Origin of the sequence: Brevibacterium limosum (genome assembly GCF_011617705.1) — a bacterium.
GTDB lineage: Bacteria > Actinomycetota > Actinomycetes > Actinomycetales > Brevibacteriaceae > Brevibacterium > Brevibacterium limosum.
The window spans coordinates 2,799,631-2,814,063 of record NZ_CP050154.1; the positions used below are offsets into that span (position 1 = coordinate 2,799,631).

General features: G+C 65.0%; 15 protein-coding genes. 7 read left to right on the forward strand and 8 right to left on the reverse strand.

What is annotated here, in order from left to right; genetic code table 11:
* Nucleotides 1-70: 70 nt before the first annotated feature.
* Both GUY37_RS12615 and glyA read right to left on the reverse strand, forming a co-directional pair.
* Complete coding sequence (locus GUY37_RS12615) at nucleotides 71-952, reverse strand: bifunctional methylenetetrahydrofolate dehydrogenase/methenyltetrahydrofolate cyclohydrolase (RefSeq protein WP_166826214.1); 882 nt, start codon at nucleotides 950-952, stop codon at nucleotides 71-73.
* Nucleotides 952-2,226: a serine hydroxymethyltransferase gene (gene glyA, locus GUY37_RS12620; RefSeq protein ID WP_208094678.1), complete on the reverse strand. Its 1,275-nt coding sequence runs from the start codon at nucleotides 2,224-2,226 to the stop codon at nucleotides 952-954. The genes GUY37_RS12615 and glyA overlap by 1 nt, the downstream gene beginning before the upstream one ends.
* A gap of 168 nt (nucleotides 2,227-2,394) precedes the next feature.
* Here glyA and purU point away from each other — a divergent pair, with 168 nt between their 5' ends.
* The 6 genes from purU (at nucleotide 2,395) to putP (ending at nucleotide 9,471) form a co-directional block, all read left to right on the forward strand.
* Nucleotides 2,395-3,246 carry a formyltetrahydrofolate deformylase gene (gene purU, locus GUY37_RS12625; RefSeq protein WP_166826216.1) on the forward strand — a complete coding sequence of 284 codons (852 nt, stop codon included), beginning with the start codon at nucleotides 2,395-2,397 and terminating at the stop codon, nucleotides 3,244-3,246.
* Between the two features lie 140 nt (nucleotides 3,247-3,386).
* On the forward strand, nucleotides 3,387-5,009 hold the full coding sequence (locus GUY37_RS12630) for a phenylacetate--CoA ligase family protein (RefSeq protein ID WP_166826218.1): 1,623 nt from the start codon (nucleotides 3,387-3,389) through the stop codon (nucleotides 5,007-5,009).
* Nucleotides 4,996-5,418 (forward strand): hypothetical protein, encoded by a 423-nt coding sequence (locus tag GUY37_RS12635; RefSeq protein WP_166826219.1) that lies wholly within the window; start codon nucleotides 4,996-4,998, stop codon nucleotides 5,416-5,418. The genes GUY37_RS12630 and GUY37_RS12635 overlap by 14 nt, the downstream gene beginning before the upstream one ends.
* An 11-nt stretch (nucleotides 5,419-5,429) precedes the next feature.
* Entirely contained in the window at nucleotides 5,430-6,581 is a 1,152-nt protein-coding gene (locus tag GUY37_RS12640) for a GNAT family N-acetyltransferase (RefSeq protein WP_166826221.1), read from the forward strand.
* Nucleotides 6,578-7,831, forward strand: coding sequence for a hypothetical protein (locus tag GUY37_RS12645; protein ID WP_166826223.1), 1,254 nt, complete (start codon nucleotides 6,578-6,580; stop codon nucleotides 7,829-7,831). Before GUY37_RS12640 ends, GUY37_RS12645 begins: the two co-directional genes overlap by 4 nt.
* Before the next feature lie 119 nt (nucleotides 7,832-7,950).
* The gene (gene putP, locus GUY37_RS12650; protein WP_166826226.1) at nucleotides 7,951-9,471 is read left to right on the forward strand and encodes a sodium/proline symporter PutP; all 1,521 of its coding nucleotides are present in this window, start codon (nucleotides 7,951-7,953) and stop codon (nucleotides 9,469-9,471) included.
* Nucleotides 9,472-9,758: 287 nt separating this feature from the next.
* Here putP and rplQ read toward each other — a convergent pair whose 3' ends face one another.
* From rplQ to infA, 6 genes are all read right to left on the reverse strand, one after another.
* On the reverse strand, nucleotides 9,759-10,295 hold the full coding sequence (gene rplQ, locus GUY37_RS12655; RefSeq protein WP_166826229.1) for a 50S ribosomal protein L17: 537 nt from the start codon (nucleotides 10,293-10,295) through the stop codon (nucleotides 9,759-9,761).
* A 23-nt stretch (nucleotides 10,296-10,318) separates the two neighbouring features.
* Nucleotides 10,319-11,317, reverse strand: coding sequence for a DNA-directed RNA polymerase subunit alpha (locus GUY37_RS12660; RefSeq protein ID WP_152348412.1), 999 nt, complete (start codon nucleotides 11,315-11,317; stop codon nucleotides 10,319-10,321).
* Between the two features lie 152 nt (nucleotides 11,318-11,469).
* Nucleotides 11,470-11,874: a 30S ribosomal protein S11 gene (gene rpsK / locus GUY37_RS12665; RefSeq protein WP_025777904.1), complete on the reverse strand. Its 405-nt coding sequence runs from the start codon at nucleotides 11,872-11,874 to the stop codon at nucleotides 11,470-11,472.
* 51 nt (nucleotides 11,875-11,925) lie between these two features.
* Complete coding sequence (gene rpsM / locus GUY37_RS12670) at nucleotides 11,926-12,294, reverse strand: 30S ribosomal protein S13 (RefSeq protein WP_152348413.1); 369 nt, start codon at nucleotides 12,292-12,294, stop codon at nucleotides 11,926-11,928.
* Between the two features lie 215 nt (nucleotides 12,295-12,509).
* Entirely contained in the window at nucleotides 12,510-12,623 is a 114-nt protein-coding gene (gene rpmJ, locus GUY37_RS12675) for a 50S ribosomal protein L36 (protein ID WP_009884960.1), read from the reverse strand.
* A 58-nt stretch (nucleotides 12,624-12,681) separates the two neighbouring features.
* On the reverse strand, nucleotides 12,682-12,903 hold the full coding sequence (infA, locus tag GUY37_RS12680) for a translation initiation factor IF-1 (protein ID WP_009379245.1): 222 nt from the start codon (nucleotides 12,901-12,903) through the stop codon (nucleotides 12,682-12,684).
* 368 nt (nucleotides 12,904-13,271) lie between these two features.
* On the opposite strand from infA, the gene GUY37_RS12685 reads away from it, so the two are divergent.
* Complete coding sequence (locus GUY37_RS12685; protein WP_166826232.1) at nucleotides 13,272-14,417, forward strand: MalY/PatB family protein; 1,146 nt, start codon at nucleotides 13,272-13,274, stop codon at nucleotides 14,415-14,417.
* Nucleotides 14,418-14,433 lie beyond the last annotated feature (16 nt).

Consider the following 14,433-nt stretch of genomic DNA (forward strand, 5'->3'; position numbering starts at 1 on the left):
CAGAACTACCTGACGGCGGCCCAGCAACCTTGCGCGAGGTTGCTGGGCCGCCGTCAGGTAGCAATTGGGGTCAGGTGGTTGATCGCTGAGCGGTGTCGACGACGTTCTTGAGCAACAGGGCTCGGGTCATCGGTCCGACACCTCCGGGGTTCGGTGAGACCCAGGACGCCACCTCGGCGACCGCCGGATCCACGTCTCCGACGATCTTCGACTTCCCCGTCTCCGGGTCGGTCTCACGGGAGACGCCCACGTCGAGGACGATCGCACCGGGCTTGACGGCCTCCGCCTTGACGATTCGGGCGGCACCGGCGGCCGCGACGATGACATCGGCCTGAGCCAGCAGCTCGTCGAGGTTTCGTGTGCCGGTGTGTGTCAGCGTCACTGTCGCGTTGTGCTCACGCCTGGTCAGCAGTGCGCCGATGGACCGACCCACGGTGACCCCGCGACCGATGACCACGACGTGTTTGCCGGCCAGATCGATCCCGTTGCGCGTGATCAGTTCGATGACTCCGCGCGGAGTGCACGGCAGCGGTGTGGTGATCTCCGAATTGACGTTGAGCACGAGGCGCCCGAGATTCGTCGGGTGCAGACCGTCGGCGTCCTTGGCCGGATCGATGGCTTCGAGGATCGTGTCCGTGTCGATGTGGTCCGGCAGCGGAAGCTGCACGATGTAACCGGTGCAGGCATCATCGCTGTTGAGCTCGTCGATGACGGCCAACAGCTCGTCTTGGCTCACTGATTCCGGAAGTTCGCGGCGGATCGAGTGGATCCCGACTTCGGCACAGTCACGGTGCTTGCCCGCGACGTACCACTTCGATCCCGGGTCCTCCCCCACCAGGACGGTGCCGAGACCCGGGACGATCCCGGATTCCGCCAGGGCCGCCACCGCCTCGGTGAGTTCGGCCTTGATCTGCTTCGCGCAGGCTCTGCCGTCGAGGATCTGTGCACTCATCAGTACTGCTCCAGGCCTTCGTAGAGGGGGAAATCGTCGCTGAGCTTCTTCACGCGGGCGGCGAGCGCCTCCACATCGGCTCCGGGCTTGAGCGCCTCGGCGATGACGTCGGCGACCACGGTGAACTCGTCATCGCCGAATCCGCGGGCGGCCAGGGCGGGGGTGCCGATGCGCAGCCCCGAGGTGACCATCGGCGGGCGCGGGTCGAAAGGCACAGCATTGCGGTTGACGGTGATGCCGACCGAGTGGAGGAGGTCCTCGGCCTGCTGTCCGTCGAGGGCGGAGTTGCGCAGGTCGACGAGCACGAGGTGGACATCTGTGCCGCCGGTGAGCACGGTGGCTCCGGCTTCGGCCACATCGGAGGCCAGCAGGCGTTCGGCCAGGATCTGGGCACCGCGCACGGTGCGTTCCTGACGTTCCTTGAACTCCGCGGAGGCTGCGAGTCTGAAGGCCACGGCCTTCGCGGCGACGACATGCATGAGCGGTCCGCCCTGCTGGCCGGGGAAGACGGCGGAGTTGAGCTTCTTCGCATATTCCTCCTTGCCGAGGATGAAACCGGAGCGGGGACCGCCGATGGTCTTGTGCACCGTCGAGGACACGACGTCGGCGAAGGGCACGGGGTTCGGATGCAGGTCGGCGGCGACGAGTCCGGCGAAGTGGGCCATATCGACCCACAGCTTCGCATCGACTTCGTCGGCGATGTCTCGGAAGGCCTGGAAGTCCAGCTGACGGGGATAGGCCGACCAGCCGGCGACGATGACATCGGGTCGGTGCTCGAGAGCCTTCTCGCGCACCTTGTCCATATCGATGCGGTGGGTGTCGGGGTCGACTTCGTAGGAGGCGACATCGTAGAGGCGGCCGGAGAAGTTGATCTTCATGCCGTGGGTGAGGTGGCCGCCGTGGGCCAGGGACAGGCCGAGCATCTTGTCACCCTGCCGGGCCAGAGCGTGCATGACTGCAGCGTTGGCCGAGGCTCCCGAGTGGGGCTGGACGTTGGCGTACTCGGCTCCGAAGAGGCTCTTGGCGCGGTCGATGGCGAGGTTCTCTGCGACGTCGATGTATTCGCAGCCGCCGTAGTAGCGCTTACCCGGATAGCCCTCGGCGTATTTGTTCGTCAGCACCGACCCCTGTGCTTCGAGCACGGCGCGGGGGACGAAGTTCTCCGAGGCGATCATCTCAAGCGTCGAACGCTGGCGGCCCAGCTCGAGGTCGAGGACTTCGGCAATCTGCGGGTCGATGTCGGCAAGCGAAGCCTGCATCGAGTTTTCGGTCATGAGTACTCTCCTGTGGCATCCGATGATGGGAGCGAGACAGCGCGCAGACTGCGGCCGTCACCCGGCACCATGCTAACAGCGACGCCGCCTGGTTCCGGGGCCGCGACTGCGATCCGGATGCCGACACCGGATGCGTGGAATCCACGTCCACCGATTAGGATCGAGACCATGAGCTGCGAATGGATCCTGAGAGTCACCTGCCCCGATTCGACCGGCATCGTCCATGCCGTGACCGGGGTGCTCGCAGGCCTCGGCGGCAACATCACCGAATCCCAGCAGTTCTCCTCTCCTGACTCCCGTCAGTTCTTCCTGCGCCTGCAGTTCTCGACGCCCGCTGAGATCACGGCCCGGGCGGTGGAAGACGCCCTCGCCGAGGTGGCTCCCCCGTTCGCGATGACCGTGAGTCTGCAGCCGGTGAAGAAGATGACCCGCACCCTGATCATGGTGTCCAAGGCCGCGCACTGCCTCAATACTCTGCTGTTCCGGCATTCGGCCGGTCAGCTGCCCATCGACATCGTCGGCGTCGCCGGCAACCATGATGATCTGCGCCCGCTCGCCGAGTTCCACGGCCACGATTTCCACCATGTTCCGATCACCCGGGACACGAAGGCCGAAGCCGAGGCGAGGCTCTCGGCCCTCGTCGACGAGCTCGATGTCGAACTCATCGTCTTGGCCCGGTACATGCAGATCCTCTCGCCCGAGCTCTGCGACCGCCTCGAGGGTCGGGTCATCAATATCCACCATTCGTTCCTGCCGAGCTTCAAGGGCGCGAAACCGTACCATCAGGCGCACGCCCGTGGCGTGAAGATCATCGGCGCGACCGCACACTATGTCACCAGCGATCTCGACGAGGGACCGATCATCGAACAGGATGTGGCCCGCGTCGATCACAATCAGGCGATCGCCGATTTCGTCCGGCACGGTCAGGACGTCGAAGCGGCCGTGCTCGCCCGGGCCGTTGCCTGGCATGCGGAGGGCCGGGTCCTCATGGACGGTCACCGCACGGTCGTCTTCGACTGAGCCGTCACCTCGCCGAGGTGGCCGGACCCTCACAGGGCCGCCTCGGTGATGGTCGTGGTCCGCGTCGTCGTTTGATGCGGTTCTGACACAACTCCCGTTTTTTCGTGTCCTGGGCCCGGAGGCTGGGTTAGCCTCGAATCATGAGAGAGACCCACCTCACACCGGAAGCCGAACTCCGCCGTCTGCCCATCCCCCGCGGTCCGGTGAACCTGGCCCGGCAGGCCGTGCTGCGCCTGGCGAACGTCGGACTCACCGCAGCCTACGGCGCCTACCGGGCGCATCCGGCGATCTGGCGCTTCACCGCCCGCCATTACAACCCGAGACTCGAACCCTTCGCCAAACTCAACGCGTGGATGATCTGCCAGCAGGCCTCCCTCGATGTGCCCGCGTACCAGGACTACCTGGCCCGCTCCGGATTCGAGTTCCGGTGGTGGGACCTCGAGGCCTACACACCGACGTCGAAGGACGAATTCGTTCGCCGCTACAGCGAGGAGCATCGCTGCTGGGACGGCCGGATCGACCGCATCGGCACCGTCGTCGACGAGTCCTCGGGGTCCTCGGGCACCCCGTTCAACTGGATGCGGTCGAAGAAGGAGCTCGACACCGTCCATAAGAACGTCGCCGGCTACGTCACGATGCTCTTCGACCACACGGACCTGTTCTGCATCAACGCCTTCTCTATGGGGGCCTGGGCGACGGGGACGAACACGGGACTGGCCATGGCCAAAGTGGCGATGGTGAAGAACACGGGCCCGGATCTCGAGAAGATCCTCGACACGATGCAGCACTTCGGACCGAACCACACCTACCTCATCAGCGCCTATCCCCCGTTCCTCAAACATCTCGTCGACCGGTTGGACTCCGAACCCGAGAGATGGGCCGCCTACCGGCTCAACGGGTTCGTCGGCGGAGAGGCGATGACGGAAGGTCTGCGCGACTACCTCGAGGTGCGTTTCGACCGGGTGTACTCCGGGTACGGGGCCAGCGACCTGACGATCGGGATGGCCGGCGAATCCGACCTCTCCGTCGTCATCCGCCGGGCGCTTGCCCACGATCTCGACTTCCGTGCCGATGTGCTCGGCCCCGAGGAGTCGCGGGTGCCGATGGTCTTCCAGTACAACCCCTTGGAGACCTACCTGGAGACCACGGAGAAGGGTGAGCTGGTCGCCACGATCAACTCGGCCGCGGTGATGAGTCCTCGGCTGCGCTACAACATCGGCGACGAGGCCACGCTCATAGACTTCCCCACGATGGTCGAACTCACCCGCCGCCATCCGGATCTGGCGCGGGCCTGTTCGGCGGCGTTCGCCGGCAACGGGATGAAGCTGCCGTTCGTGCTGCTGTTCGGGCGCGCGGATTCGACGATCTCGTATATGGGCGCCAATATCTACCCCCTCGACATCGAGAACGGACTCTACCGCGACAATCCCCGGGCCCACCTCATCGAGTCCTTCCGCATCGAGCTGCGCGAGATCGCCGGCCATGAACAGCGCCCGGCCCTGCACATCCAGCTGCGGGAAGAAGCACCGACCATGTCCGCTGCCGCACGGCACGAGCTCGCGGAGACGATCCGGGCCGGGGTGCTCGGGCATCTGGCGTCGGTGTCGAGGGACTTCGCGCAGAGTCTGGAGGAGGACCCGACCACCGCGGAGATCCACGTCGAGATCCATGCTCACGCCACCGGTCCGTTCGCGACGGCGAACACGAAGATCAAGAACGTCTATGTGCAGAGAACACAGGAGGGCGACAATGCGATCGAATGATTTCTCCCAGGCCCCGCCCCAGGCCCGCGCCGAGGCGTTCTTCCTCGGTGCGAACCGCTACCGCAATCCGCTGGCGATGATGGGCCAGCTGCGGCGGTGGCCGCGGGTGGCCAAAGGGCTGAAAGACTCCGCCGGATACCTGTGGCACCGCAGCTACTTCGAGTTCCCCGACCGGATCGGGCTGATGGTCGCCTTCGCCACCCAGGACGATCTCCTGGCCTATGCGCGCACACCCGAACATCGAGAGATCATGAAGTGGCTGGTCGGAAGCGGCAGGGACTCCCCGGCCCGAGGCGGCTTCATCCGGATCCTCACGGCTGAGGAATGGGGATACACGAATGGTGAGTACCGGGCCGAGGACGGCCGACTGGGCATGATCGACGAGTTCACGAAGCTCAGTTCCGAATGAGACCGCGGCAGGTGAGCTCCCGGGCCAATCTCGCGGAGTTCATCGACCTGGCCCCGCGCCTGGCGCGGGCGCGCGGTGAAGAGGACCACTATGTCCCTCTCTTCGCCGCCGAAATCCGCGACTGGTTCGCTGGGCGGGGTTGGTTCGACGAACCCGTCGAACTGTGGCTGTTCGACAACGGTGCGGGAGAAGCGGCGGCCCGAGTCATGTGCCACCGCTCGACTGCCTTGGCGACCAGACTGCACATCGATCAGGCTTCCGCACCACCTCTGTTCTTCGGTGCCGTCGAAGCCGCCGACGCGCAGGCGCTGGGCGAGCTGATAGCCTTCCTCGTCGAGCGAGCCGAGCAAGTGGCAGCACCGCGGATCTTCGGTCCGGTCTCACCCCTGCCGAACGTCACCGGCGGTCTGCTCACCGAGGGTCAGCACCGGCCCGGCTTCTTCGACACCGCATGGAATCCCGCCTTCTACTGGCCGGCTTTCACCGAGGCCGGGTTCGCCGCCTGGGCTCCCGCGCACACGTGGGAGGTGCCCGTCGGCTCCATTCCTGCGAACCGGGCCACCGCGGTCACCGCCGCCGAATGGGGCAGACGAGGTCTGCGTCGCCGCCATGTCTCTCGGTTCGGTCTGCGCCGCTTCGCCGACCGGCTGCTGCCGACTCTCAACGCGGCCTTTTCCGATCTGCCCTATTACACAGACATCTCGCCCGAGCAGCTGCGCTCGCAGATGCAGGGACTGTCCGCCCTGATGGATCCTGATCTCATCGTCGATATCACCGGTGCGGACGATCCCGCCGACGCCCCGCCTCGCTGCTTCGCACTCGTCGTCCCCGACCCGGTGCCGACCCTGCGCCGCCACGGCGGCCGCCTCGGTGTCCGAGCCGTTCTCGACCTGCTCCGGCACCGCCGCACGATGAGAGACGCCGTGCTCGTCATCCAGGGCACCGACCCCCGCCATCAGGGGTCGGGCCTGCTCAGCCTCGCCATCCGCGAACTCAACTCGGCACTGATCGCCAACGGATATCGACGGCTGCGCGTCACATTCATCGCCGACGACAATCCCGCCTCGGCGGCGGTCTTCGCCCGCTCCGGCGGCAGGGAGATGCACCGGCTCGTGTTCGTCGATCGCAACCTGTCCCCGTCTCCGTCTGAGGAGCGCCGATGACGCTGTCCACCACCCTCGTCGAGTCGCTCTTGACCGTCGCGGCCTCCGCCCCCTCCGCCCACAACACCCAGCCGTGGGTTCCCGAGATCACGGACTGCACGCCCGCGATCGCCGAGGTGCGGGTCGGCGTCGATCCCGCTCGCGCACTGCCGCACGGGGACCCGCGCGGGGAGGATCTCCACCTGAGCATGGGCTGTTGGATCGAATCGTTGGCGATCGCCGCCGCCGAGGCGGGAGTGCACACCGAATCGGTCGCCGTCCGAGGGCGCGGTCCCGCCGTGGACATCCGATTGCGCCTCACCCCAGCGGAATCCAAGGCAGACCCCACCGGGACGGACTCGGCAGCGACGGACGGGAGCACATGGCCCACTTTCACGGCTGCCGACCTCCGCCATCGACAGGTCGACCGCGGCCCCTTGGACCGGGCCGATTCCCGTTTCGCCGAGGCCACGGCGATCTGCCGCCACGCCATGTCCGAAACAGCGGTGCGCCTGGTGGAGATCCCCGACCGCGCCTGGCGCGGATGGCTGCGTCGAGCCGCGCTGCATTCCTATGGCGACCGGTCGGTGTTTGCAGAGACCCTGCGCTGGCTGCGCTTCGACACCGACGATCCGCGCTACCGCCAGGACGGTCTCACCGCCGAGTGTCTGCGCATCCCCGCGGTGGCAGTGCGAGCCGCAGCAGTCCTCGATCGGCCCTGTCTGCATCCCTGGATCGTCGGCCTGGCATCGGCGGGCCTCACACCGGTCTCGCTGGCAGGCGCGGTGATGAAGCCGTTCGCGAGGTCACGACTCGCGACGCTGACTCATTCGCTGCGTGACAGGTTCCCCCGGGCATCTGCAGCGACGGAACCCGCGGCGGCAGCTCGCCCCGAGCGAAGACATCCTCATCATCTGGTCCTTTGTGTCCCCGACCGACCGGCGCTGTCGGCCGCGGACGAGGTGGAGATCGGACGGATCCTGCTGCGGGTCTGGCTGACCCTCGACCGGCACGGGCTGCGCGTCGATGTCCACTCCGAGCTCAAGGACAGCCCGACTGTCCGGAGCGAACTGGCGACCTGCCTTCGCGTTCGAGCACGGGAACGGGAAAGCGAACAGGCTCAGGACGGTCGCCGGACGCAGAACGGGCTCGGCGATGATCCGGCGGCCGGCCGCACCCACAATCAGGGTTTCGACCGACCGATAGCCGCATTCACGGTGGGAGCCTCCACGACGCCGGTCCCCCGTGCACCTCGATTGTCACCGCCCTAGCCCTGCCGTCGGAGGCACTTCGAGGTGTATCCTCACAGCAGGTAGGCACTCAGGTAATTCACACCTGCGACCTCTTGTGCTGTAAGGTCGGCTCGGCCTATCGAAGGAGCTGAGCACAGGTGTCCGAAACCACTTTCCGCACGATCTCAATCGCCCTCTACTTCATCGGCATGCTGGCCATCGGCTGGTTTGCCTACCGTAGGACGAAGAACAACCTCGACGACTATATGCTCGCGGGGCGTGGACTGCGCCCCAGTGTTGCGGCTCTGAGTGCCGGCGCCTCGGATATGTCCGGCTGGCTGCTGATGGGTCTGCCCGGCGCCATCTACGTCTCGGGTCTCATCGAGGCCTGGATCGCCATCGGCCTGACGATCGGTGCCTGGATCAACTGGAAGCTCGTCGCTCCTCGACTGCGAGCGTTCACGGAGAAGGCCGGCGACTCGATCACGATCCCCAGCTTCTTCGAACAGCGCCTGAAGGATCGGACGCGACTGCTGCGCATCGTCTGCGGCGTCATCATCCTCGTGTTCTTCACCTTCTATGTCTCTTCGGGCATGGTGGCGGCCGGCAAGTTCTTCGAGTCGAGCTTCGGACTCAACTATCTCGGAGGAATGCTCCTCGTCGCCGCCGTCACGATGATCTACACACTCTTCGGCGGCTTCCTCGGTGCGACCCTCACCGATGTCGCCCAGGGGCTGCTGATGTTCGCCGCCCTGGTGGCTGTGCCGATCGTCGCCGTCCTCAACGCCGGTGGGCCCGCGACCGTGATCGACAACGTCTCCGAGATCGATCCCGGGCTGCTCAGTCTCTTCGGCTCGGAAGGCTTCTGGACCTTCGCGACGATCGCATCCATCGTCTCCGCCTTGGCGTGGGGGCTCGGCTACTTCGGACAGCCCCACATCATCGTCCGCTTCATGGCTCTGCGCACTCCCGCGGATGCCAGCATCGCCCGTCGCATCGGCGTCGGCTGGATGGCGATCTCCGCCCTCGGCGCCGTCGCCACCGCCATCGTCGGCATCTCCTACTTCTCCCAGCACGCGGACAAGGAACCCGCCGACGCCGAGACCGTCTTCCTCGACCTCGCGCAGATCCTCTTCCACCCGTTCATCGCCGGCCTCGTGCTGGCCGCGGTGCTGGCGGCGATCATGTCGACGATCTCCTCGCAGCTGGTCGTCACTTCCTCGGCACTCATCGAGGACCTGTTCAAGATCGTGGCCCTGCGCACCGGGTCGACGCGCACACTGCAGGACAAGACCTATGTGCTGCTCGGCCGCCTCGGAGTGCTTGTCGTGGCCGTCATCGCGGTCGTGCTCGCGATCTCGCCGTCGAACAGCATCCTCGACCTCGTCGCGTTCGCGTGGGCAGGCTTCGGCGCCTCCTTCGGCCCGGTCGTCCTGCTCACGCTGTTCTGGAAGCGTCTGAGCAACTGGGGCGCCCTGTTCGGTCTGCTCTCCGGCGCGGTCGTGGCCTTCGTCTGGGGCCAGGTGAGCACCCCGCTGACGGATGCGATCTACGAGATCATCCCCGGCTTCATCGTCAACCTCATCGTGGCCGTCGTCGTCAGCCGTTTCACGTACAAGCACGATGAGGCCTCCGACGTCGAGTTCGACGAGTCGGTGGAGCTCTCCCGTGTGAAGTAGACGCCGACGCGAATCGAGTGAAGGCCGGGGCATGACGGTGCCCCGGCCTTCTTCGCGTTCCGTCCCGAACATCATCACCTATCGTCCACAACGTCATCAGATTTCGTCCCCGCAAGAGCCGCCTTTGGGACAGATCATCAGGGTCGACCCTGATGAATGGAACGAAAGGTGATCAGCTGCGCCGAGGCGGTGGGCCGGGCCGCGGTGAATACACTTCAGGCGGGCACCCGTGGGTGCCCGCCTGAGTGTGCGACTGCGGCTGCGGAGCTCCGAGTCGGTCGAGGAGCTTACTTCTCCTCGGCAGCCTCGGTGGACTCTTCGGCTGTCTCGGCGTCGGCTTCGACAGCGGCGTCCTCGGCCGGAGCCTCGTCGACGACCTCGGCCTCAGCCGGTGCCTCGGCTGCCGGAGCGGCAGCAGCGGCGGTGGCCTGCTCGGCTTCCTTCACGGTTGCCTGCTTCGGCGAGTAGGGCTCGAGGACCAGTTCGATGACGGCCATCGGGGCGTTGTCGCCGGGGCGCGGACCGATCTTGGTGATGCGGGTGTATCCGCCGGGACGCTCGGCCATCGTTTCGGCGATCGAGGTGAAGAGCTCGTGCACGATCGACTTGTCGGAGATCTGGCCGAGCACGCGACGACGTGCAGCCAGGTCACCCTTCTTGGCGTTGGTGATCATCCGCTCGGCGACCGGGCGCAGGCGCTTGGCCTTGGTCACGGTCGTCTTGATCTGCTTGTGCTCGAACAGCTGGGCTGCCAGGTTGTTGAGCATCATGCGCTCGTGTGTGGGCGAACCGCCGAGGCGCGGGCCCTTGGTTGGGGTTGGCATTGTCAGTTACTCCTAGGTCTTAATCAGTACTGTTCGTCTTCGACGTAGGACTGGTCCTCATCAACGAGACCGGGCTCGAATCCGGCAGGACTGTCCTTGAGGCTCAGGCCGAGCTCGTTGAGCTTCGCCTTGACCTCGTCGATCGACTTCGAACCAAAGTTGCGGATATCCATCAGGTCGGCTTCGCTGCGAGCAACGAGCTCACCGACGGTGTGGATGCCTTCGCGCTTGAGGCAGTTGTAGGAGCGCACGGTCAGGTCGAGATCTTCGATCGCCAGCGCCAGGTCGGCGGCCAGTGCCGCGTCCACAGGCGAGGGCCCGATCTCGATGCCTTCAGCTTCGACGTTGAGCTCTCGAGCCAGGCCGAAGAGTTCGACCAGGGTCTTGCCCGCAGATGCGATGGCATCGCGCGGGGTCATCGAGGGCTTGGTTTCGACGTCGAGGACCAGACGGTCGAAGTCGGTGCGCTGTTCGACACGCGTGGCTTCGACCTTGTAGGTGACCTTGAGAACCGGGGAGTAGATCGAATCGACCGGGATCCGGCCGATCTCTGCATCCGCGTTCTTGTTCTGAGCGCTCGAAACGTATCCGCGTCCGCGTTCGATGGTCAGTTCCATGTCCAGACGACCCTCACCATTCAGCGTGGCGATGTGCAGGTCCGGATTGTGGATCTCGACCCCGGCCGGAGCAGAGACATCGGCAGCGGTCACGGTGCCAGGTCCCTGCTTGCGCAGGTAGGCGACGACCGGTTCGTCGAATTCGGACGATACGACCAGGGACTTCAGGTTGAGGATGAACTCGGTGACATCCTCTTTGACTCCCGGCACGGTGCTGAACTCGTGGAGCACTCCGTCGATCCGGATGGACGTGACGGCGGCACCAGGGATCGAGGACAGCAGGGTCCGGCGAAGCGAGTTGCCGAGGGTGTAGCCGAATCCGGGCTCGAGTGGTTCGATGGCGAACCGTGAGCGGTTATCGGAGACGACTTCTTCCGTGAGCGTTGGGCGCTGTGCAATGAGCACGTGGGCTTCCTTTCAGCGAACATCCGCTATATGACGTTCGCACTGCACGTCATGGCCGTGGGGCCATGAAGAACGGTTCGGGTTATCTGGGAATCCGTTCTGCGACCGATGTCGGGCTCGTGCCCGTCATCCGTTGCAGTTCCACGGAAGGATCAGCCGCGGCGGCGCTTGGGGGGACGGCAGCCGTTGAACGGAACGGGGGTGACATCCTGGATGGTTCCCAGTTCCAGGCCGGCGGCCTGCAGCGAACGGATAGCCGTCTCGCGGCCCGAGCCCGGTCCCTTGACGAACACGTCGACCTTCTTCAGGCCGTGTTCCTGCGCCCGACGAGCAGCCGATTCGGCAGCCATCTGAGCGGCGTACGGGGTCGACTTGCGCGAACCCTTGAAGCCGATCTCACCTGAGGAGGCCCAGGAGATGACAGCACCGGTCGGATCGGTGATCGACACGATGGTGTTGTTGAAGGTTGATTTGATGTGAGCCTGGCCGGCAACGATATTCTTCTTCAGCTTGCGGCGAGGCTTGCGCACTGTAGCGGCGCGTGACTTGGGAGGCATATGTCCTACTCCTGATCGAGGTGGTTGGGTCTGGCCAACCGGGTGTGCGAGTTACTTCTTCTTACCGGCCACGGTGCGCTTGGGTCCCTTGCGGGTACGCGCATTCGTCTTGGTCCGCTGACCGCGAACCGGCAGACCGCGGCGGTGACGCAGGCCTTCATAGCTTCCGATCTCGACCTTGCGGCGGATATCGGCGGCCACCTCACGACGGAGGTCACCCTCAACCTGGAATGTGCCCTCGATGTAGTCACGCAGCTGGACGAGCTCTGCGTCGCTCAAGTCCTTCACACGGGTCTCAGGGCTGATTCCCGTTTCGGTCAGGGTCTGGCGCGCACGGGTGCGGCCCACACCATAGATGTAAGTCAAGGCGACTTCCACGCGCTTTTCACGCGGGATGTCGACTCCGGCAAGTCGTGCCATGGGTACTGTCTCCTGTTGTTGGTTCGGAGGTGCTGATGCAAACCTGTCCTCAGTCTCCCAAGGTCTCCGGCCCCCGACCGGAGGTATCGTCCTGTGCTCGTTGCCCGGAAGTTCTCACTTCTCATGGATCCGAACGCAGATGGCGAGGTTTGCGCGGGTGTGGTGCTGCTGAAGCTCCCCTTCAGAGGAGCCTCGATCTGCTCAGAACGAGCTGCTCAGCCCTGGCGCTGCTTGTGGCGCGGGTTGGAGCAGATGACGATGACCCGGCCGTGACGGCGGGTAATCTGGCAGTTCTCGCAGATCTTCTTGACGCTGGGCTTAACCTTCATCGTTTTTCCTTCTTTCGGTCCCTGCCCGGCAGGGCAGGACGCGAATGATCGAAGATCCTTACTTGTAGCGGTAAACGATTCGTCCGCGCGAGAGATCGTATGGAGACAGCTCCACGATGACCCGGTCCTCGGGAAGGATGCGGATATAGTGCTGACGCATCTTTCCGGAGATGTGTGCGAGCACCTTGTGCCCGTTGCTCAGCTCAACCCGAAACGATGCGTTCGGAAGAGCCTCGACAACGGTGCCTTCGATCTCAATGACCCCTTCTTTTTTGGCCATATCGTTCGCTAACCTCGTATTCCCGCGAAACCATCGCGTTCGACGTAATCGTGTATCACCGACTCAATGCCGGTGACCCCTCGGCCTGCGGTCCTCGTCACCACATGAAAAGAAGTGGATGGCAGAAGCCGCCCACATCTGAAAAAGGGTGAGTTGAATGAGAACAGACCAATCATCAACCCTACACTACGGAGAAAGAATCTTCCACACGGTGTTCGCTTCTGGGCGTGAAGTCCCTTACAATCCCATCCTCGCCGAGGCGGTCCACCTTTCCCGTGACCCCTGACGTCGATCGGACCCCACCGTCGCCGCCCCGACTGCTAGCGTGAGAACCGCACCCGACGCAGTCCCCGAAGAGGAGTACAGAGATGTCCGATTTCGATGCCATCACCGAAGAATCCCTGGTGTCGAAGGGCGGCCGCAAATGGTCGTCCTTCCCCGGTTCCATCGGTGCCTTCATCGCCGAGATGGACTTCGGGGTCGCTCCCGCAGTGCGCCAGTCGCTGCAGTCCATCGATGACCGCGACCTCTACGGCTACGCTCCGGCCGATCTGGTCGCCGACCTGAGAACTGCGACCTCGAGCTTCTGCTCCGAGCACTACGGCTGGCGGATCCCCGTCGGCCACATCGAACCGGCCAGCGATGTGTTGGCCGCATTCCTCGGCGTGCTCACCCACCTCACCCCGGTCGACACTCCGATCGTGCTGCCGACGCCGGCCTATATGCCCTTCTTCGACGTCGCACGCGTGACCGGGCGCGAACTCATCGAGGTTCCGATGCTGCGGTCGGAGACCGGCTGGTCCCTCGACCTCGACGCCATCGCCTCCGCTCTGACCCCCGGCGCGACGTTCGTCCTGTGCAATCCGCACAACCCGATCGGCAAGGTCTACACCGAGGCCGAGATGCTCGCCCTCGCGGAGGTCGTCGAGGAGGCCGGAGCTCGCGTGTTCTCCGACGAGATCCATGCCCCGGTCATCTATGCCCCCGCGCGGCACATCCCGTATGCCACCCTCACCGAGGCGACCGCGGCCCACGCCGCCACCGCGACGGCCGCGTCGAAGGCCTTCAACATCCCCGGCCTCAAATGCGCCCAGCTCATCCTCACCTCCCCCGCCGACCGTGACGTCTGGGCGAAGAAGGGACAGTTCGTCTCCGGAGCGGCCTCGAACCCGGGAATCCTGGCGACCACCGCTGCCTACACCCGTGCGAACGACTGGCTGAGCGAGGTCAACGGCTATCTCAAGGGCAATCGCGATCACTTCACCGATCTCGTCGGCTCGCTGCTGCCGGGCGCCGCCTATATCGAGCCCGAAGGCACATATCTGGCGTGGCTGGATCTGCGGGGCTACGGCTTCGAGTCGGGCCTGTCCGATCACATCCGTTCCCGCGCCGAGGTGGCCGTGACCGAGGGACGACTGTGCGGTGAGGTCGGAGCCGGTCACATCCGGTTCAACTTCGCACTCCCCCGCCCTCTGCTCACCGAGGCGGTCGAGAGGATCGCCCGAATCCTCTGAAGTCCGTTCCCGTCCG